This window comes from Pseudomonas sp. 10B238, assembly GCF_000970615.1.
Taxonomy (GTDB): domain Bacteria; phylum Pseudomonadota; class Gammaproteobacteria; order Pseudomonadales; family Pseudomonadaceae; genus Stutzerimonas.
On the sequence record NZ_KQ033932.1, the window covers coordinates 38,182 to 56,966 of the forward strand.

Annotated in this window: 18 protein-coding genes and 1 pseudogene; 14 read left to right on the top strand and 5 right to left on the bottom strand. The window is 60.3% G+C overall.

What is annotated here, in order from left to right:
• The first annotated feature begins 108 nt into the window (after nucleotides 1-108).
• The 5 genes from hyi (at nucleotide 109) to RT21_RS10275 (ending at nucleotide 5,991) form a co-directional block, all read left to right on the top strand.
• Nucleotides 109-891: a hydroxypyruvate isomerase gene (gene hyi / locus RT21_RS10255; protein WP_046162683.1), complete on the top strand. Its 783-nt coding sequence runs from the start codon at nucleotides 109-111 to the stop codon at nucleotides 889-891.
• Nucleotides 892-1,057: 166 nt separating this feature from the next.
• Entirely contained in the window at nucleotides 1,058-1,948 is an 891-nt protein-coding gene (locus RT21_RS10260) for a 2-hydroxy-3-oxopropionate reductase (RefSeq protein ID WP_046162684.1), read from the top strand.
• Nucleotides 1,949-2,294: 346 nt separating this feature from the next.
• A complete protein-coding gene (locus tag RT21_RS10265) occupies nucleotides 2,295-3,566 on the top strand; it encodes a glycerate kinase type-2 family protein (RefSeq protein WP_046162685.1) in 1,272 nt (423 codons plus the stop codon).
• A gap of 51 nt (nucleotides 3,567-3,617) precedes the next feature.
• Nucleotides 3,618-5,033, top strand: a complete 1,416-nt coding sequence (gene pyk / locus RT21_RS10270; RefSeq protein WP_046162686.1) for a pyruvate kinase — start codon at nucleotides 3,618-3,620, stop codon at nucleotides 5,031-5,033.
• Between the two features lie 73 nt (nucleotides 5,034-5,106).
• The gene (locus RT21_RS10275; RefSeq protein WP_046162687.1) at nucleotides 5,107-5,991 is read left to right on the top strand and encodes an urea transporter; all 885 of its coding nucleotides are present in this window, start codon (nucleotides 5,107-5,109) and stop codon (nucleotides 5,989-5,991) included.
• A gap of 3 nt (nucleotides 5,992-5,994) precedes the next feature.
• Here the strand turns inward: RT21_RS10275 and RT21_RS10280 are convergent, their stop codons facing one another.
• The gene (locus RT21_RS10280; protein WP_045429248.1) at nucleotides 5,995-6,219 is read right to left on the bottom strand and encodes a DUF2188 domain-containing protein; all 225 of its coding nucleotides are present in this window, start codon (nucleotides 6,217-6,219) and stop codon (nucleotides 5,995-5,997) included.
• Between the two features lie 281 nt (nucleotides 6,220-6,500).
• Here RT21_RS10280 and hmpA point away from each other — a divergent pair, with 281 nt between their 5' ends.
• The 5 genes and pseudogenes from hmpA (at nucleotide 6,501) to pncB (ending at nucleotide 9,971) form a co-directional block, all read left to right on the top strand.
• Nucleotides 6,501-7,679, top strand: a complete 1,179-nt coding sequence (hmpA, locus tag RT21_RS10285; RefSeq protein ID WP_046162688.1) for an NO-inducible flavohemoprotein — start codon at nucleotides 6,501-6,503, stop codon at nucleotides 7,677-7,679.
• 59 nt (nucleotides 7,680-7,738) lie between these two features.
• Complete coding sequence (locus tag RT21_RS10290; RefSeq protein WP_046162689.1) at nucleotides 7,739-7,972, top strand: hypothetical protein; 234 nt, start codon at nucleotides 7,739-7,741, stop codon at nucleotides 7,970-7,972.
• 240 nt (nucleotides 7,973-8,212) lie between these two features.
• A pseudogene (locus RT21_RS10295) lies at nucleotides 8,213-8,371 on the top strand (general stress protein); the annotation flags it as partial.
• 193 nt (nucleotides 8,372-8,564) lie between these two features.
• On the top strand, nucleotides 8,565-8,744 hold the full coding sequence (locus RT21_RS23245; RefSeq protein WP_046162690.1) for a hypothetical protein: 180 nt from the start codon (nucleotides 8,565-8,567) through the stop codon (nucleotides 8,742-8,744).
• 27 nt (nucleotides 8,745-8,771) lie between these two features.
• Complete coding sequence (pncB, locus tag RT21_RS10305) at nucleotides 8,772-9,971, top strand: nicotinate phosphoribosyltransferase (protein ID WP_046162691.1); 1,200 nt, start codon at nucleotides 8,772-8,774, stop codon at nucleotides 9,969-9,971.
• 5 nt (nucleotides 9,972-9,976) lie between these two features.
• On the opposite strand, the gene RT21_RS10310 is transcribed toward pncB, so the two are convergent.
• A complete protein-coding gene (locus RT21_RS10310) occupies nucleotides 9,977-11,167 on the bottom strand; it encodes a GGDEF domain-containing protein (protein WP_046162692.1) in 1,191 nt (396 codons plus the stop codon).
• Nucleotides 11,168-11,574: 407 nt separating this feature from the next.
• On the opposite strand from RT21_RS10310, the gene RT21_RS10315 reads away from it, so the two are divergent.
• Nucleotides 11,575-13,491: an autotransporter domain-containing esterase gene (locus RT21_RS10315; RefSeq protein ID WP_046162693.1), complete on the top strand. Its 1,917-nt coding sequence runs from the start codon at nucleotides 11,575-11,577 to the stop codon at nucleotides 13,489-13,491.
• A gap of 73 nt (nucleotides 13,492-13,564) precedes the next feature.
• On the opposite strand, the gene RT21_RS10320 is transcribed toward RT21_RS10315, so the two are convergent.
• Entirely contained in the window at nucleotides 13,565-14,467 is a 903-nt protein-coding gene (locus RT21_RS10320) for a hypothetical protein (protein WP_046162694.1), read from the bottom strand.
• A 369-nt stretch (nucleotides 14,468-14,836) separates the two neighbouring features.
• Between RT21_RS10320 and RT21_RS10325 the strand changes: the two genes are divergently transcribed.
• Nucleotides 14,837-15,109, top strand: a complete 273-nt coding sequence (locus tag RT21_RS10325) for a hypothetical protein (protein WP_046162695.1) — start codon at nucleotides 14,837-14,839, stop codon at nucleotides 15,107-15,109.
• A gap of 5 nt (nucleotides 15,110-15,114) precedes the next feature.
• Here the strand turns inward: RT21_RS10325 and RT21_RS10330 are convergent, their stop codons facing one another.
• Nucleotides 15,115-16,002, bottom strand: coding sequence for a LysR family transcriptional regulator ArgP (locus RT21_RS10330; RefSeq protein ID WP_046162696.1), 888 nt, complete (start codon nucleotides 16,000-16,002; stop codon nucleotides 15,115-15,117).
• 96 nt (nucleotides 16,003-16,098) lie between these two features.
• Between RT21_RS10330 and RT21_RS10335 the strand changes: the two genes are divergently transcribed.
• Together RT21_RS10335 and RT21_RS10340 are read left to right on the top strand one after the other, a co-directional pair.
• Nucleotides 16,099-16,701: a LysE/ArgO family amino acid transporter gene (locus RT21_RS10335; protein ID WP_045429267.1), complete on the top strand. Its 603-nt coding sequence runs from the start codon at nucleotides 16,099-16,101 to the stop codon at nucleotides 16,699-16,701.
• A 361-nt stretch (nucleotides 16,702-17,062) separates the two neighbouring features.
• The gene (locus RT21_RS10340) at nucleotides 17,063-17,641 is read left to right on the top strand and encodes a superoxide dismutase (RefSeq protein WP_045429270.1); all 579 of its coding nucleotides are present in this window, start codon (nucleotides 17,063-17,065) and stop codon (nucleotides 17,639-17,641) included.
• A gap of 284 nt (nucleotides 17,642-17,925) precedes the next feature.
• Here the strand turns inward: RT21_RS10340 and dcd are convergent, their stop codons facing one another.
• Nucleotides 17,926-18,492, bottom strand: coding sequence for a dCTP deaminase (gene dcd, locus RT21_RS10345; RefSeq protein ID WP_045161043.1), 567 nt, complete (start codon nucleotides 18,490-18,492; stop codon nucleotides 17,926-17,928).
• Between the last annotated feature and the right edge of the window lie 293 nt (nucleotides 18,493-18,785).

The window sequence follows — 18,785 nt, forward strand, 5'->3', positions numbered from 1 at the left end:
GTTTACGCATGTAAATGAGCATTTCGAGTTCGGTTCCAACGCAGCATCGCCAAGCGCAGTAGCTTCCAGCCCGATCGGGGATGTCCCTACAGACAGAAGGAAACTCATATGCCCCGTTTCGCCGCCAACCTGTCCATGCTCTTCACCGAGCTGGACTTCCTCGACCGCTTCGCCGCCGCTGCCGAAGCCGGCTTCAGCGGTGTCGAGTACCTCTTTCCCTACGACTACCCGGCCGAAGAAATCAAGGCACGACTTGATGCCCACAACCTGAGCCAGGTGCTGTTCAACCTTCCAGCCGGCGACTGGGCCAATGGTGACCGCGGTATCGCCTGCGATCCCGAGCGGGTCGAGGAATTCCGTGTGGGCGTCGACAAGGCCATCGCCTACGCCAAGGTACTGGGCAATACCCAGATCAACTGCCTGGCCGGTATCGCACCCAAGGGCGCCGACCTCGGCAAGCTGGAGATGACCTTTATCGAGAACCTGCGCTACGCGGCGAAGAAGCTCGAAGCAGAAGGTATCCGCCTGATCATGGAGATGATCAATACCCGCGACATCCCGCGCTTCTTCCTCAACAACACCTCGCAGGCGTTGGAGATCCGCGACAAGGTCGGCAGCACCAACCTGTTCCTGCAGTACGACATCTATCACATGCAGATCATGGAAGGAGACCTGGCGCGCACCATCGAGAACAACCTGGCAGTGATCAACCACGTGCAGTTGGCGGACAACCCTGGCCGCAACGAGCCAGGCACCGGCGAGATTAACTACCGCTTCCTGTTCGAGCACCTGGACCGCATCGGTTACCAGGGCTGGGTCGGCTGCGAGTACAAGCCCGCCACCACCACCGCGGCCGGCCTCGGCTGGATGAAGGCGCATAACGCCATTTAGTAAAACACCCGCAAAGAAGGCCGAAGAAGCGGACCGGGCTCGAGTGCGAGTTTGGTCTTCCAAATGAGCATTCTGACCGAGGCGGGCGACCCAGGCCGCGCTCAACGAAGTACTGCCAACGCAGGTAGTTTTTTCAGCGACCAGAACGAATTTGAGGAGAATTATCATGGCTAAGATTGGATTTATCGGCACCGGCATCATGGGCCTGCCCATGGCTCAGAACCTGCAGAAAGCTGGCCACAGCCTTTTCGTTTCTACTCACCACGATGCGGCCCCGGCAGCCCTGCTCGAAGCGGGCGCCGTTGCCCTGGCCAACCCGAAGGAAGTGGCCCAGGAAGCCGAGTTCATCATCGTCATGGTGCCGGACACCCCGCATGTCGAAGACGTGCTGTTCCGTGAAAACGGCATCGCCGAGGGCGTCGGCCCGAACAAGCTGGTGATCGACATGAGCTCGATCTCCCCCAGCGCCACCAAGGCGTTCGCCGGGAAGATCAACGCCACCGGCGCCCAGTACCTCGACGCGCCAGTATCGGGCGGTGAAGTCGGTGCCAAGGCCGCGACGCTGTCGATCATGGTCGGCGGCAGTGAAGAGAGCTTTGCCCGCGCTCTGCCGCTGTTCCAGGCCATGGGCAAGAACATCACCCTGGTCGGTGGCAACGGCGACGGCCAGACCGCCAAGGTGGCCAACCAGATCATCGTTGCGCTGAACATTCAGGCAGTGGGCGAAGCCCTGCTGTTCGCCGCGAAGAACGGCGCCGACCCGGCCCGTGTCCGCGAAGCGCTCATGGGCGGTTTTGCCGGCTCGAAGATCCTGGAGGTACACGGCGAGCGCATGATCAAGGGTACCTTTGATCCGGGCTTCCGCATCAGCCTGCACCAGAAGGATCTGAACCTGGCCTTGGCCGGCGCCCGCGAGCTGGGCCTGAACCTGCCCAACACTGCCAACGCCCAGCAGGTGTTCAGCACCTGCGCAGCCATCGGCGGCAGCGGCTGGGACCATTCGGCGCTGATCAAGGGCCTGGAGCACATGGCCAACTTCTCGATCCGCAAGGACTAAACAGAAACCTCAGCCTTCGAGCACGTTGCGCCGAGCCAAGCGCCCCACCTTCAGGGACAGACAGACCAGGTGGTGGGAACCGCAACGCTTGGCGCAGCGATGCTCAAAGGGTCGGATTGGAGTTGCATGGGGTCGGAATCACAGCGTCCCCCACAACCTCAGCCCTGCGCATCTGCGATCCGATCGCTGCCCTCGGGCGGCACCCCTTTCGACCTGCTCGGCACGAGGAGTCACGGCCTGACTGCCGGGTGGGTCGATTCCAAACCTTAGGGCTTGCCTTTTGTACTTGCAATGCCGAGCCCTAAGGTCTGGAATCGGGCACCTGACCTACTAGATGGAGTTGTACATGAACCTCGACCCGCAAGCTTTCCTGCGCGACCTGTTCACCGCCGCCATCGATGCCGCCCATCCACGCCAGGTGCTGGCCGACCATTTACCGGCCGACCGCAGCGGCCGCGCCATCGTCATCGGCGCAGGCAAAGCGGCAGCCGCCATGGCCGAAGCCATCGAAGCGGTATGGGAAGGCGAGCTCTCCGGCCTGGTGGTGACGCGCTATGGTCATGGCGCCAATTGCCGCAAGATCGAGGTGGTCGAGGCCGCGCATCCAGTGCCGGATGATGCTGGCGAGCGCGTTGCCCGGCGCGTGTTGGAGATGGTCAGCAACCTCGAGGAAAGCGACCGAGTGATCTTTCTGCTTTCCGGCGGCGGTTCCTCACTCCTGGCACTGCCAGCCGAAGGCATCAGCCTTGCCGACAAGCAGGCGATCAACAAGGCACTGCTGCGCTCCGGCGCGCACATTGGCGAGATGAACTGCGTACGCAAGCACCTCTCGGCGATCAAGGGTGGTCGCCTGGCTAAAGCCTGCTGGCCAGCCAGCGTCTACACCTATGCCATTTCCGACGTGCCGGGCGACGAAGCAACGGTGATTGCCTCCGGCCCGACCGTGGCGGACCCAACCACCTCGGCCCAGGCGCTGGCGATTCTGGCGCGCTACAACATCGAGATCCCTGGGAACGTCCGTGCCTGGCTGGAAGATCCTCGTTCGGAAACCGTCAAAGAAGATGACCCGTGCCTGTCGCGTAGCCATTTCCAGCTGATCGCCAAGCCGCAGCAGTCTCTTGAGGCTGCGGCCGAAAAAGCCCGCGCAGCCGGCATCACGCCGCTGATCCTGGGTGATTTGGAAGGTGAGTCGCGGGAGGTGGCCAAGGTCCACGGCGGTATTGCCCGTCAGGTGGTGCTGCATGGTCAGCCGCTCACCCCGCCCTGTGTGATCCTGTCCGGAGGCGAGACCACGGTGACCGTGCGCGGCCATGGCCGCGGCGGCCGCAACGCAGAGTTCCTCCTGGGTCTGACGGAAAACCTCCAGGGGCTGCCCAACGTCTACGCACTGGCAGGCGACACCGATGGCATCGACGGCTCGGAAGACAACGCCGGCGCCCTGATGACCCCGGACAGCTATAGCCGCGCCGAAACCCTTGGCCTGAAAGCTGCCGACGAGCTGGCGGACAACAATGGCTATGGTTACTTCCAGGCGCTCGATGCGCTGCTGATGACCGGTCCGACACGGACCAACGTCAACGATTTCCGCGCCATCCTGATCCTGCCGTCGTCCCGCTAGCGGGGCACCGGCATGCACGGTCCATAACCACAACTGCCGATAGAGCCTGCCATGACACCCGACAAGAAGGTCAAGATTCTCGCCACCCTGGGCCCTGCCACGCGCAGCATCGATGATGTGCGCGAACTGGTGGAAAACGGGGTCAATCTGTTCCGCCTCAACTTCAGCCATGGCGAGCACGCCGACCATGCCGAGCGCTTCGGCTGGATTCGCGAAGTGGAACGTCAGATGAATCAGCCGATCGCCATTCTCATGGACCTGCAGGGGCCCAAGCTGCGCGTCGGTCGTTTTGCTGAGGGCAAGGTGCAGCTCAAGCGCGGTCAGGCGCTGCGCCTCGACCTCGACCCGACGCCGGGCGACAGCAGTCGGGTCAACTTGCCGCATCCTGAGATCATCGATGCGTTGCAACCCGGCATGAGCCTGCTGGTGGACGACGGCCGACTGCGCCTGACGGTAACCGCCAAGCACGCCGACGCGATCGACACGCGCGTGGTAGCCGGTGGCGAGCTGTCCGATCGCAAGGGTGTAAACGTGCCCGAAGCGGTGCTGGATCTGAGTCCCTTGACCGAGAAGGATCGCCGCGACCTGACGTTTGGTCTGGAGCTGGGCGTCGACTGGGTGGCGCTGTCCTTCGTCCAGCGCCCGCAGGATATTCACGAAGCCCGCGAGCTAATCGGCGACCGCGCCTTCCTCATGGCCAAGATCGAGAAGCCTTCAGCGGTGCAGCACCTGCGAGAAATCGCGCGGCTCTGCGACGCAATCATGGTGGCGCGTGGCGACCTGGGCGTCGAAGTGCCGGCCGAAAATGTCCCGCGTATCCAGCGCAACATCGTCCGCACCTGCCGCCAGCTGGGCCGACCGGTGGTGGTGGCGACGCAGATGCTCGAATCGATGCGTTTCTCACCGGCGCCGACTCGGGCCGAGGTCACCGACGTGGCCAATGCCGTGGCTGAAGGCGCCGACGCGGTGATGCTCTCGGCGGAAACCGCATCCGGCGAGTACCCGCTGGAAGCGGTGAGCATGATGAGCAAGATCATCCGCCAGGTGGAAAGCGGCCCGGATTACCACGCTCAGCTGGACGTCAATCGGCCAAGTGCCGAGGCCACCCTGCCCGATGCGATCAGCTGCGCCATCCGGCGCATCAGCGGCATCCTGCCGGTTGCGGTGCTGGTCAATTACACCGAATCAGGCCGCTCCAGCTTGCGCGCTTCGCGGGAGCGACCGGCCACGCCAATCCTCAGCCTGACGCCAAATCTGACGACCGCACGCAAGCTGACCGTGGCCTGGGGCGTCTATTCGGTGATCGACGCGCGCATGTACGACATGGAGCAGGTCTGCCTCAACGCGCTCGAACTGGCGCGTGCTCAGGGCATGGCGGGCACCGGAGATACCGTCGTGATCACCGCGGGCGTGCCGCTCGGCCAATCTGGCACGACCAACTCGCTGCGCATCGAAACGCTCAACTAACCCGTCCAGCGAAACTTGCGCCGGTGGAGTCACTCTCCATCGGCGCAGGCCTGCGCGCCCTTTCGACGTGCCCATGCACCTTCATCTCACTTATCTGATCCGCTCGACACTCAACGGCATCAGCCAGGTCTTTTTGCAGCGCCATCTGGGCTGCGGCCTGCTGATCCTGGTTGCGATCGGCCTGCATGATCGCGCGCTGCTGGCCGGCGTCCTGCTCGGGCTACTCAGCGGCACCTGCATGGCATGGCGGCTCGGTTATCCGCGTGACGATATCGAAAGCGGCTTGTACGGCTACAACGCCGCGCTGCTGGGGCTGTTGGTCACCCTGATGCTTGGTCTTGTGCCGCTGGCCTGTCTGCTGATGATCCTGTCTGGCGCTCTGTCGACTCCCGTGCAGCACCACCTGCTCAGACGTATGCGCGAGCGGCGTAGCCTGCCGGGCTTCACCCTGTCCTTCGTACTGTTGGGTTGGTTGGCGATGGGAGTCTGTGGTGTTCTGGATGGCGCCGTTGAGGCGCGCGTACCCGAACATCAACTGGATGGGTGGGGTGCGCTCGGCGGAATAGTGAGAGGGCTGGGTCAGGTGCTATTCCTTGCAGATCCGCTTGCGGGACTGTGCCTGTTTGCAGCGTTGCTGCTGGCTGATCGAAGCGCTGCAGCGTGGGCGCTATGCGGCTCGGCGGTTGGCATTTACGTAGCGTTGCTGGCTGGCGCCTCCGAGCCAACGGCCCTGGCCGGGCTGGCTGGCTACAACCCAGCGCTGGCAGCCTTGGCGTTGAGCCAGGTCCACCGCTCGCCACTGGTGCCAGCACTGGGCATCGGCTTGGCGATCATCTTCCGCCTGTTGTTCGATCAGCTGGGCCTGCCGCCGCTGACCATGCCCTTCATCCTCGCCTGCTGGGCGGTCGCGCTGGGCAGACGCCAGCATCGGCGCCGAGGCGAGTTGCAGCCGAGCTGAGCGTTAACCCTTGGTAGCCCGAGGGTCCTGGTCCCGCGGGTAGGTCCGTTCCTCTTCGATTTTTCCTTCGAGGGTGTGGATCTTTACCGAGGCGGTGCGCAACTTCATGTAGTCGCGGGTCTCGTTGATGATGTCTTCCTTGGTCGCCGCTTCGATCAGCGCGCGCTTGTCGCCCTCCTCGCGCAATACCCAGCGATCGTCATCGTGCGTGATGTGGTAGTTCTCCATGTTGCCCTCCGTCATTCATCGATAGTCGAAGTTATAGAACGCTGCGGTTGCTGACCGTTCGATCGGTCGCTGTTGGCACCCGAATACTGGGTTCAATTTACCCCGCCGGGTTCAATGAACCCAGATAACCGGGGTCAAAAAAACCATCACTACTGTATGGCCCTTGATTCCGGTCAATTTCAGCCTGGAACGATTATTGAAACAGCATGGATACCTGTCCCGGTTGCGTGGTCACCACGCCGCCTTATGAGAGACAGCCTTATCGATGACTGGAGCCTTCCATGCTTTGTGCCGAACACCGTGCCCTTATCACCGCCACCGTCCCGTTGCTGGAAAGCGGCGGCGAAGCCCTCACCGATCATTTCTACAAACTGATGCTGGCCGAATACCCAGAGGTCCGCCCGCTGTTTAACCAGGCGCATCAGGCCAGTGGCGACCAACCGCGTGCGCTGGCCAATGGTGTGCTGATGTACGCCAAACACATCGACCGCCTCGATCAGCTCGGCGGCCTCGTCTCGCAGGTGGTCAACAAGCACGTCGCCTTGCAGGTGCTGCCAGAGCACTACCCCATCGTCGGTTCGTGCCTACTGCGAGCAATTCGCGAGGTACTTGGCGCCGATGTCGCCACGGACCCGGTCATCGAGGCCTGGGGTGCCGCCTACGAGCAGCTCGCCGATATTCTCATCGGGACTGAAGAGGCGCTCTACAGCGCGACAGCCGAGGCGCCTGGTGGCTGGCGTGGAGCGCGTCGCTTCCGAATCGCGCGCAAGGTCACCGAGAGCAGCGAAATCACCTCGTTCTATCTGGCGCCGGAAGACGGCGGTCCGGTGGTTGAGCACAAGCCAGGGCAATACATCGGCCTGCGTCTGCTAATCGATGGGCAGGAGATCCGCCGCAACTACTCGCTATCGGCTGCGAGCAACGGCCGCGACTACCGGATCAGCGTTAAACGCGAACCCGGCGGGGTGGCTTCCACCGCACTGCACCGGATGCAGCCTGGCGAGACGCTGGAGCTGTTCGCGCCGGCTGGCGACTTCACCTTGCAGCCCAGTGACAAGCCGCTGGTGCTGATCAGCGGCGGCGTTGGTATCACCCCGACGCTAGCGATGCTCGAAGCCGCGATAGGCACCCGCAGGCCGATTCACTTCATCCACTGCGCCCGCAACGCTGAAGCGCATGCCTTCCGCGAAACCATCGACCAGCTCGCCGAGCAACACGGTCAGCTCAAGCACTTCTACTGCTACGACGAACATAGCGGCGAGGAGCAGCAACCAGACGCCATCGGGCTGCTGACCGAAGCACGACTGGACGCCTGGTTGCCGGCCGAGCGCGACCTGGACGCGTACTTCCTCGGGCCAAAACCCTTCATGGCAGCGGTGCGTCGGCAACTGCAGGCACTCGGGGTGCCGGCTCAGCAGGCGCGGCATGAGTTCTTCGGACCGGCAAGCGCACTGGAGTAAACCCGGACGGGCCAGTCCAAGGGCTGGTCCACTCCCATCACCGACACGAGGAGTTTCCCATGTTTATGCAACCACTCGACTCGCACCGTCTGCTGACTGTCGCCAACTTGTCGATGGCACTGGGGGTGCTGCTGCTTCTGTCGGGCATCGCCGGCGCTTATGTATTTGATGACCACCTGCTGCTCGGTGCGGTGGTGGCCAGCCATGCCTTGGTGATTCTAGGCCCAACCGCGCTGAAGATCGGTTACGTGATGCGTCTGCTGGCACAACGCCAACTTGCATTGGTAGCTTAGCCTGGCGCATGGGGCATCGAAATTGCTGCATGTTAAATAACGTCATTGCCCTTTACCGCTTCGTTGTAGTTGCACTTAGCCATGAACCGTCATGGAACAACCACTCGTCCGCAGTTCTTTAAAAAACGGAAACTACTGGCCTGCTCCTCCGCTCTGAAATATTGAAGGCTGATGAAGTTGTTCAGTCCCGCAGAAAGTCTTGTCCATTGAGGAGAGTAAGACATGGCAAACAAAAATCCTGGCAACTTTGCAAATGACCGCGAAAAAGCGTCTGAAGCAGGCAAGAAGGGCGGCCATAACAGCGGTGGCAACTTCGCCAATGATCGTGAAAAGGCGTCCGAAGCCGGTCGCAAAGGCGGACAGAATAGCCACGGCGGTGGTCGCAACAGCAATAGCTGATGCTATAGGTACCAAAGGGCAAAGGTTAAACCTTTGCCCTTTTTTGTTGCGCACTAATTTTGTATTCGCAACTAGCAAAAATTGGAATGGTGCTTTTTTTCACGACAATAAACCGACACCAAAACTTAGCCATTTGCTTGAATCTTCAATTAGCTTCAACAAATAAAAAACCATCAACCGAGGAACTAGCGATATGAACACTTCTAAGCATGGCACCTCATCTACCAACCCCGGCGATGAAGCAGCGCCAGGGACACCGGGCACCGGTGAAAATATCTGCCCTGCATGCAACGGAAGCGGTCGCACCGATGCAGGAGAATGTCAAAATTGCGGTGGCAGCGGTAAGGTGATCGAAGGCATCGGCGGAGCCTGATCCCGCCCGGCAACCAGGAAGCAGCCCATGCGTGTCAGCGCCTTCTCCGAACGAATCATCCAGAGCTTGCTGGATACCGATTATTACAAGCTGACCATGATGCAGGCGGTGCTGCACCACTACCCTAACGCGGAAGTGGAATGGGCCTTTCGTAGTCGATCCAAAGAAGACCTGACGCCTTACCTGGGCGCCATCCGGGAACAGCTGGAAGCATTGGCGGAGCTACGATTCGACGCGCAAGAACTGGCGTTCCTGGAAAGCATTCCCTACATGCAGCCAGACTTCATCCGCTTTCTTGGGTTGTTCCGCTTTGATCCCCGTTACGTGCGGGTCGAGCTGGAGGGCGATGAGCTAGTGGTCTACCTGCGCGGCCCCTGGCTCCATGTGATTCTCTTCGAGGTACCGCTGCTGGCCATCATCAGCGAGGTGCGCAACCGTGCCCGCTATCCGCAGGTGACGCTGGAGCAGGCCACCGACCGCCTGGAAGAGAAGCTGCAGTGGCTGCGCGACGAAGCCACGCCCGCAGAACTGGCCGGTTTCAAACTGGCCGACTTCGGCACGCGCCGCCGCTTCTCGTTCGGCGTCCAGGCTGCGGTGGTCAAACGGTTGAGCGAGACGTTTCCCGGACACTTCGTCGGCACCAGCAACGTGCATCTGGCGCGCACACTGAATCTCAAACCCATGGGCACCATGGCACATGAGTGGATCATGGCCCACCAGCAACTCGGCCCCCGACTGATCGATAGCCAGAGCGCGGCATTGGACTGCTGGGCACGTGAGTATCGCGGTGCGCTGGGCATCGCCATTACCGACTGCATCACCATGGACGCCTTCACGGCGGACTTCGATCTGTATCTGGCGAAGCTGTTCGACGGTCTGCGCCATGACTCGGGCGATCCGGTCGAATGGGCGGAAAAAGCCATCGCCCACTACCGACAGCTGGGCATCGATCCGATGACGCGGCAATTGGTGTTTTCCGACGGACTGGATTTCCCAAAGGCGCTAAGGATCTATCGCGCTCTGGTCGGGCGCAGTAACACCAGTTATGGCATCGGCACTCAGCTGACCTGTGACATACCCGGAGTCGAACCGACCAACATGGTGATCAAGATGACCAGCTGCAACGGTCAACCAGTAGCCAAGATCTCAGATTCCCCGGGCAAGACCATGTGCCGGGACGAAGCGTTCGTCAGCTACCTCAAGCATGTGTTTGGGGTGAACCGCTGACCCGCTCAAGCGGCTGATAGAGGCTCTTCGGATGGCTCGCCTGGCGTTTCGAAACATACGCGGTTGCGCCCGGACATTTTAGCCAGGTACATCCGCCTGTCTGCCACGTCCAGCAATTCTTCCGCGCTTTCGGCGAAGTCAACGCAACGCTCAGCCAAGCCAATACTGGCAGTGACGGGGCTGCCGTCAGGACGTGCGCCAAGGCCGTCCTTGACCATGCGAGCGAGCGCCAAGCGCGCCTGTTCGCGGTCGGTGTCAGGCATGATCACGACGAACTCCTCACCCCCCCAGCGCAGCAAGCTGTCGGTGCTGCGCAGACTGGCCAGCATCTGCTGGGTACATTCGCGCAGCACTTGGTCGCCGGCGTCATGGCCGAAGCTGTCATTGATCCGCTTGAAGTGATCGAGATCGATGAAGGCAACAGCAAGGCCGGTGTCGTGACGTCGTGCGGTGTCCCACTGCAGTTTCAGGATCTCCTGCCCGCTGCCGCGGGAAAAGACGCCGGTGAGCGGGTCTCGAATGGCCTGGCGCACCAGCGCGATCATGAAGGCCAGCTGGCTGAGACTCGCCAGTGACGTAACCCCGGCGATGAGTATCAGCAACCAAAATCCGCCCGCATAGGAAGGCCAGTTGAGCGTCGTCCACGACAGATAGCCCGCCAGTGCGTGCGCCAGAAGCAGGACGGACGCCATGACGAGGTTCTCTAGCAAGGTCAGCGGGAATATGGCCAGTCCGGCCATCAGCACGAAGGGCAGGAACGCATACCCAGTGGCTACCACTGCCGAGACCTGGGTGAGCTGATAACCCCCGAGCAACGTATGCGAAGCGATATAAAACACCGTGGGAATGGCGAACAGCAGCGCAACCGCCCGATACGCATCAAACAGATTGCCGCTGGGCCGATAGAACAGCAGCAGACAGGCAAAGGCGGCGCAGGCGAGCAGTCGCAAGGTTGCCAGTCCGAGCCAGAGTGGATAGGTGAAAACCATCAGATCGATGATCCCCCACACCGGCGTCAGCACCGCGAAAAGAAACGCGAAAAGCCTGACCCGGTTGACGATCAGGGTCGCGCGACGCTGGCTCATCAGCATGGAATGGCGGTGTGGAATGACCAGCTTCATGAACTCAGTGGACCTGAGCTCACTGGGCAACAGTGTAGCCAGGCGGTTCAATAGGAGATCGATCAAGGACGGCATTTTTATAGTCACCCGACTGGAGCATTGGAGCGGCCATCCACGTCCTCGTGCCAGCCGCGCCGAATAGTAGCACTTAGCCATTAAAGCGCCGCATCATCCGAAGACCTTTGCTAACCCCCGCTGTCAACCGAAGGGCTCGCTAAATGACAACTCCGCATAAAATCCTCATGTTTTATGCGGCTTTGATGGTTAGCGGCCTTTGCCGATCGCTCTATAGCAATACAGTCATAAAAATTTGTAACAAACCGTTTGGCCCCTCCTTTACGCCAGTAATCCGTTCGAGCGACAGCAAATCGCCCGCTAAATGACGCTTTAGAGCGCTTATGTCTTCCTAAATTGGCGACTAGCTTGGCTGGTGTCGGAGCTACGACTTCGGCTGCCAAACAAGAATAATAAGGAGATACCCAGTGCAAAGCGCTCTCAAGCCCCTCGCCCTCGCCATTTTGCTGGCGGGCGTATCCGTTTCAGCAAATGCGGATACCAGCCCATATAGCCAATTCGTTAACTTCGGCGACTCGCTGAGCGATGCCGGCAACTTTCCAGACGTTGGTAGCCCCCTATTGGGAGGAAACCCAACAGGGGGTTTACGCTTTACCAATCGCACTGGCCCGACCTACGCGGCCAACAACACCGAATATGCGGGACAGGTTGTTACCCAGATACTCGCTAATCGCCTCGGACTGCAGGCGTTGCCATCGACGCCGATCCTGCCGCGCCTTCTAACAGGCAATCCTGACGGTACCAACTACGCGGTAGGTGGTTACCGTACGGATCAGATTCTTGACTCGCTCATCGGTACCTCGACCGTCGACGCTGGCGGTGGACTATCACGCAGTCGTCCGGGATATCTGGTGGAAAACCCGCGGGTCGACCCGAATGGCCTGTACTACCTAAACGGTGGCGCCAACGACATTTTCCAGCTTCAAACCAACCCTGTGACCATGGCGCAGGCTGCTGGAAATATGGTTGCGGCAGTCGGCGCACTGCAGGCGGCCGGTGCACGCTATATCGTCATCTCCGACCTGCCGGATGTGGGCAACACCCCGTTAGGTAACAGCCTGCCGGGCTTTAGTAACGTATTGAACAACCTAAGCGACGCGTTCAACGCTGAACTTGCTGCTGGACTCCAGGCGCAGGGCGGCAACTACGTCCTGTTGAACAATCGGCTGTTGCTCTCGGAAGTTCGCGCCGACCTCGCTCGCTACGGATTCGATCCGACCATCAATCAAACTTCGGTCTGCTTTGATGGAGGCGATTGCCCGCTCGACCCGACTTACGGCCTGGGTAGCGCCAACGCCGACCCGAGTCGCCTGCTATTCAACGATCAGGTGCATCCAACTACCGCAGTCCACCAAATAAGCGCCGACTATGTCTATTCGATTCTTTCCGCACCGGCAGAGGTATCACTGCTGCCTGAAATGGGCCGCTCCGCGCTGCGCAACCACTTGCAGCTACTGGGCAACGAGATCGCTGCCCAGCACGGCAACTGGCAGTCGGTAGCTGAATGGCGAACCTTCGTCCAAGGCGGTTACAACCGGCCGGAGTACGATGGCTTCGGTGGCGGCGATGGCGACAGTCCGACCCTGGCAATCGGCATGACCAACCGTGTCAGCGAGCACTGGCTGGCGGGACTCAGCCTAGGCCTGGCGCAAAACTCCCTGAGCCTTGGTGAAGGAGACTCGGACTTTGACATGCGCAGCTATTTAGCGACTGCGTTCGCCAGCTATCAACAGGACCGTTTTTTTGCCGACCTCAATGCCAGCGCCGGCTATCTCGATTACGACTCACTGGACCGGAACTTCTCTTTGGGTATAGCGGAGCGCTCTGAGAAGGGCAGTACGGAAGGTGTGGTCTGGGGCGTTTCGGCCAAGACCGGCTTCAACCTGATGCAAACGGGTGATCCGGTACAGTTCGGCCCGTTCATCGGTGCCAGCTATCAGAAAATCGACGTGGACGGTTATAGCGAACAGGGCGCCAGCTCGACCGCTTTGACCTATGAGGATCAGGAGCTCGATTCACTTCGTTTGTCGGTTGGCCTGTTTGGCAATTACGCATTGACGGAGCGCACTCGACTGTTTGGCGAGGTTGCACGCGAGGTCGAGCGAGAAGATGAGAAGCGCGAGGATCTGCGCATGTCATTGAATAGCGTAGCAACCAATAGCTTCGAGCTACCGGGTGCAACCCCTACTGGCGACCAAACCCGCTTCAGTGTCGGTATCGCTCATCAGCTGACGGCCGGGGTCAGCATTCGCGCTAATTACAACTACCAGGGCAATGACAACCGCAACCAGGGAGTTGGTTTATCCCTAGCGCTGGACCTGTAAACCGCTACTCCTCGTTTGGCTGACTCGCCTGGCCGCTGCGCATATACGCAGCGGCTTTTTTCTTAAACGGCAACTAGCGCTGGTCAATCTGCTGCTGCAAGTTGGCGATCTGTCCCTGCAACGTGTTGATGCTGCGGGTCATCTGGGCCCGGAATGCGTCGAACTCGGACGTCACTACGCCTGGCGTAGCCGCAGGTCGGTTATCCACTTCACTGCGCAAGATAAGTACATCCTGCTCCAAGCGACTGATCGCCTGGCTGGCGTCGCCCCGCTGCTTCAACGCCGCGATGTCCTTGCTCAGTCCGTCGATTCGAGCAGACATGTTGCCCAGCTCGTCCACCGTGCCCTTTAGCCCCGACATCGATGAGGTCAGCGCCGCCTGTTCACCGGCGACCTTTTTCACGGACTCGGCAAGCGCGGCCGTAGCAGACTGATGGCCACGTACGTCAGTAGCGATTCGCTCGATCTGGCTGCCCTGCTCGTCCAGGCGCTTGTCCTGATTGCCCTGTTTACCGGTCAGGCTTTGCTGCTGGGTGGTGATGGCGCGCTGTTGTTCGGCCAGGTCCAATGCCTGCTTTTCCAGCTGCTTGATGCGCAGTTTAAGCGCCTCGCCTTCGGTGGTAACGCTGGATTCCGTTGCCACGATCTTCCCGGAAATATCCTGCAGCCGACCGCTCGCGTCTTCGCTGATGCGCGCAAAACTCTCCTGAGTTGCAACCAGCTGAGCCTCGAGCCTCGATACCTGCTGCATGCCCCACCAACCCAGTGCTATCAGCAAGCCGAACAACACCAGGACCAGGAACCACAACGGTGCGGTGCTGACGGTACGGCGCTTCTGGCGCGGGCGCGCATCGTCGGGTGCGCTGCTCGCAGACTGGCCGATCGGCTCGAGCTCAGGCGCAGGATACGGATCTCGATCGCGGCCGGCGGTCAGGCTGGGTATGTTGTCCAGTTCGTCGTGAGCATCGTTGCGCATGGGATACCTTTAATGGCGCGAAGCGAAAGACAGCGCGCAGTATAACGATTCAGCAGAGGCACTTCAGCGCGAACACCACCCATAAACTGCACCCGGAACAGGCGCCCCGCACCCCGGTGTATCAAGACCGTGCAAACCGACATAACGGGCAAGCAATCAGCTCGTCACTGCGCCATGTTGGGAAGACTGCATCCAAGCGGCAAGGTTAACCGCGGTGGGCTTCATCCAGCATTGCACATCGAAAGCAGTCAGCCCGAACAGGAACTGGTACGCCTGTTGCTTTGGTTTTGATGCCAGCGGATAGCGCTTTCCGACACGGATGTCGGGCCAAGAACGTCGAATGGTCGCTAGATTGGAGGATGTTTCATTATGGAGTTCAACAAGGCCGTATTGGATTGCATGCAGCACCTACGCCGCCGGCTGCGCGATGAACAACAGCTGGATATTCGCCTTAGCCAACCGGACGCGATCCAGGCCATGCTGACCGCCTGCCTCTGTTCTGGCGACGAGATGACACGGGACCTGGGCAAACAGCTGGCCACGTATAGCGACATGCCAGCTCCCGACCGAACGCCATCACCAACAGCGGGCCGCAGCGGGCCCTCGGTGCGCATCTACCGCGGCCAGCGAGTCCTGAACTAAATAGCTCAATAGATCAACCACTGCCTGACCGAGCGCGACAGCTGCCGCGTAAGCTCGGCAAGCAGCTCACCGCCGTTGCGCCAATGATGCCAGTACAACGGTACATCGATCGGATCGCCCGGATACACATCCACCAGCGCTCCGCTGGCCAGCTCCGCGCCTACCTGCAGTTCAGGCACTAACCCCCAACCCAGATCGCTCTGCAGCAGGCGAACAAACCCTTCTGACGAGGGGCACAAGTGATGGCTGAAAGCCCCCTTCAGGCCCAACGCAGCGAGATAGCGATGCTGCAGCTGGTCGTCAGGACCGAAGACAATTGCCGGAGCCTTCAGCAAAGCCTCGACTGGCGCACCCGGCTTAAGATGGCGGGCGACATAGGCGGGGCTGGCAAGAGCGCGGTAGCGCATGGCGCCGAGAAATTCGCTTCGCGCACCGGCCAAGGGCCGTTCAACCGCACACACGCAGGCCGCCACCTCCCCGGCGCGCATGCGCTTGAGCCCAACATCCTGATCCTCCAACACATGATCGAGCACCACGCCATGTCGTGTGCAGAACGGTGCAATCGCACCTGGCCACCAGGTAGCCAGGCTGTCGGAGTTCAGCGCAATACGCAGCCGCTCCGGTAGCCGACTCTCGTCCAGCTCCGGCACTTGCCCTTGAAGATCCCGCTCAAGCAGGCGCACCTGTTGCACGTGGTTGAGCAAACGCCGGCCAACCTCGGTGGGCTGCGGTGGCGAGGCGCGCAACAATACCGGCTGCCCCAACCGCGCTTCGAGCAACTTGATGCGCTGCGACACGGCCGATTGCGACAGCCCTAACGACTGCGCAGCGCGATCGAAGCCAGCTTGCTCAACCACAGCCGCCAAAGCGACCAGCAGCTTGTAATCGAACATTCGATTTCCTTATGGGGCATTACCGAATTTCGTTTTTCTTATAACGCAACAGACCTGACACTGCGAGCACCTCTCAACAAACACAGGCAGCGCATCATGTGGCAGAGCTACTTCAATGGACTATTGGTCACCGCCGGCCTGATCGTTGCTATCGGCGCGCAGAACGCGTTCGTTCTGGCGCAGAGCTTGCGCCGCGAGCACCATCTTCCCGTAGCCGCACTCTGCATTCTCTGCGACATTCTGCTGGTTAGCGTCGGCGTCTTTGGCCTCGCCGCCGTGCTGGCGGAAAACCCGTTGCTGCTGAAAATCACCCGATGGGGTGGCGTGCTGTTCTTGCTGTTCTATGGCGTCATCGCGTTGCGCCGCGCAGCGCGCCCGAAAGCCCTGCTGGAAGACACCCAACGCGGTCCGCGCTCGCTGCGGAGCGTATTGCTCGCCGCGCTGGCCGTCACCTTGCTGAACCCGCACGTTTATCTCGATACGGTACTACTGATTGGCTCACTCGGGGCGCAGCAACCCGAGCCAGGGGCCTATACGCTAGGTGCCGCAAGCGCGTCGACGCTATGGTTCCTGATCCTTGCCCTGGGCGGAGCCTGGCTTGCACCGTGGCTAGCACGGCCGCTGACCTGGCGACTGATTGACCTGGGTGTCGCGACCATGATGTTCGCAGTTGCCGCGCAGCTTGTTGTCCTCGCCTAAGGAACGCCCCCGCCGATCGGAGGTCCACGCAGAGGGCCTCGGTATCCTCGCAGCTTTCGCCAGATCTCGACTAAGAGGCTCTGGCACCGGCTTCTCCACACAGTTGATGCGTGGTTTTGCCACAGGCTGGGTGCTATGATCCTTGGTCCGCGGGCATGGAGTGGAACGCTTCAGCCCGCTATTGCGGCCGCCCGTGATCGGCCGAAGAATGCGCACGTATGTAGCGAGCGAAGGGAAAGACAGGCGTAAACGGACGAACATCAGTGCAGTAGTTTTCTCCGTTCCGCGAGGCGTTGGTCACAGCGCAGACTGCCTCCTTCCGAGCCGCATCTATTCTCGACACCTGAGCAGGAGATACACCATGGCTTTCGAATTGCCGCCGCTTCCGTTTGAAAAGAACGCCCTCGAGCCGCACATTTCCGCCGAAACTTTCGAGTATCACCATGGCAAGCATCACCAGGCCTACGTGACCAACCTGAACAATCTGGTTCCTGGCACCGAGTTCGAAGGCAAGGACCTGGAAACCATCATCAAGACCTCTTCCGGTGGCATCTTCAACAATGCCGCTCAGGTCTGGAACCACACTTTCTTCTGGAACTGCATGGCTCCGAACGCCGGCGGCCAGCCGACCGGTGCCTTGGCTGATGCCATCAACGCCGCGTTCGGTTCCTTCGACAAGTTCAAGGAAGAGTTCACCAAGACCGCTATCGGCACCTTTGGCTCCGGCTGGGCCTGGCTGGTGAAGAAGTCTGACGGTAGCGTCGGCCTGGCGAGCACCATTGGTGCCGGCAACCCGATGACCGCAGGTGACAAGCCGCTGCTGACCTGCGACGTCTGGGAACATGCTTACTACATCGACTACCGCAACGCGCGTCCGAAGTTCGTCGAAGCATTCTGGAACGTGGTCAACTGGGACTTCGTCGCGAAGAACTTCGCCTGAGTCCCGTCTGCTTGATGGGGCGCCTGTCGCCTCATCATCCAGGCACCAAAAATGCCCGCATCGTGCGGGCATTTTTTTTTATTAAAACGAAAACAGAAGCGGAACGGTGACAGCCTCGACAAGACGCCCGTCTGCCGAAGGGCCGCAGCTCACCTCGAGACGTGCTCTAGAATGCGGCTAGACCAATAGGACAGACGCCCCACTGCACCTGAATAGTTAAAGCGCAAGGCACGCGAGCGGCGGTTGCCGCCCGCTTGAGTTGGCAGCCAACTCGCTGATCGAAATCAGGCCTTCGGCAAGGTCACGCCACGCTGCCCCTGATACTTACCGCCGCGATCACGATAAGAGGTCTCGCACTCTTCATCCGATTCCAGGAACAGCATCTGCGCCACGCCTTCGTTGGCGTAGATCTTCGCTGGCAGGGTGGTGGTGTTGGAGAACTCCAGGGTCACGTGCCCTTCCCACTCTGGCTCCAACGGCGTCACGTTGACGATGATGCCGCAGCGCGCATAAGTGCTCTTCCCCAGGCAGATGGTCAGCACGTTGCGCGGAATGCGGAAGTATTCGACCGTGCGCGCCAGTGCGAAAGAGTTGGGCGGGATGATGCAGACGTCGCTCTTAATGTCGACGAAGCTCTTCTCGTCGAAATTCTTCGGATCGACGATTGCCGAATTGATGTTGGTGAAAATCTTGAATTCATCGGCGCAGCGCACGTCGTAGCCATAGCTGGACACGCCGTAAGAGATCAAGCGCTCGCTGCCCTCGCCGCGCATCTGGCGTTCGACATAGGGCTCGATCATGCCGTGCTCCTGGGCCATCCGACGAATCCATTTATCCGATTTGATGCTCATGGCGGGCGTCCTGACTGGGCTGGTGGGCGTTCATATAAGGGTGTGCATCTTACCGACCCCACGGAGCCGGTTCAAAGCCCACGAACCGGGTCCATGCGTCGCATCTCTGACGCTTTGGCCGGAAACTGAAAATAATGCTCGCATTGCGACAGAAATGGAGTATCTTTCATTGGCTGCTGCTGCATGTGTCACCGTGAATCGCTACATGTTTAGATTTCGATCCGATCATTGCTACGACTCCTAACTCCTTGCACACAGTCACCGTTCGGGGTATTTGCCCGTTCAAATCATCT

Excerpts from the sequence above, each read along its gene's own strand:
- pncB (WP_046162691.1), top strand. The coding sequence starts at position 8,772 with ATGCGTGTCAGCGCCTTCTCCGAACGAATCATCCAGAGCTTGCTGGAT.
- RT21_RS23245 (WP_046162690.1), top strand. The coding sequence starts at position 8,565 with ATGAACACTTCTAAGCATGGCACCTCATCTACCAACCCCGGCGATGAA.
- hyi (WP_046162683.1), top strand. The coding sequence starts at position 109 with ATGCCCCGTTTCGCCGCCAACCTGTCCATGCTCTTCACCGAGCTGGAC.
- RT21_RS10265 (WP_046162685.1), top strand. The coding sequence starts at position 2,295 with ATGAACCTCGACCCGCAAGCTTTCCTGCGCGACCTGTTCACCGCCGCC.
- RT21_RS10290 (WP_046162689.1), top strand. The coding sequence starts at position 7,739 with ATGTTTATGCAACCACTCGACTCGCACCGTCTGCTGACTGTCGCCAAC.
- hmpA (WP_046162688.1), top strand. The coding sequence starts at position 6,501 with ATGCTTTGTGCCGAACACCGTGCCCTTATCACCGCCACCGTCCCGTTG.
- RT21_RS10330 (WP_046162696.1), bottom strand. The coding sequence starts at position 16,002 with ATGTTCGATTACAAGCTGCTGGTCGCTTTGGCGGCTGTGGTTGAGCAA.
- RT21_RS10260 (WP_046162684.1), top strand. The coding sequence starts at position 1,058 with ATGGCTAAGATTGGATTTATCGGCACCGGCATCATGGGCCTGCCCATG.
- RT21_RS10335 (WP_045429267.1), top strand. The coding sequence starts at position 16,099 with ATGTGGCAGAGCTACTTCAATGGACTATTGGTCACCGCCGGCCTGATC.
- pyk (WP_046162686.1), top strand. The coding sequence starts at position 3,618 with ATGACACCCGACAAGAAGGTCAAGATTCTCGCCACCCTGGGCCCTGCC.
- RT21_RS10280 (WP_045429248.1), bottom strand. The coding sequence starts at position 6,219 with ATGGAGAACTACCACATCACGCACGATGACGATCGCTGGGTATTGCGC.
- RT21_RS10275 (WP_046162687.1), top strand. The coding sequence starts at position 5,107 with ATGCACCTTCATCTCACTTATCTGATCCGCTCGACACTCAACGGCATC.
- RT21_RS10320 (WP_046162694.1), bottom strand. The coding sequence starts at position 14,467 with ATGCGCAACGATGCTCACGACGAACTGGACAACATACCCAGCCTGACC.
- RT21_RS10325 (WP_046162695.1), top strand. The coding sequence starts at position 14,837 with ATGGAGTTCAACAAGGCCGTATTGGATTGCATGCAGCACCTACGCCGC.
- dcd (WP_045161043.1), bottom strand. The coding sequence starts at position 18,492 with ATGAGCATCAAATCGGATAAATGGATTCGTCGGATGGCCCAGGAGCAC.
- RT21_RS10340 (WP_045429270.1), top strand. The coding sequence starts at position 17,063 with ATGGCTTTCGAATTGCCGCCGCTTCCGTTTGAAAAGAACGCCCTCGAG.
- RT21_RS10310 (WP_046162692.1), bottom strand. The coding sequence starts at position 11,167 with ATGCCGTCCTTGATCGATCTCCTATTGAACCGCCTGGCTACACTGTTG.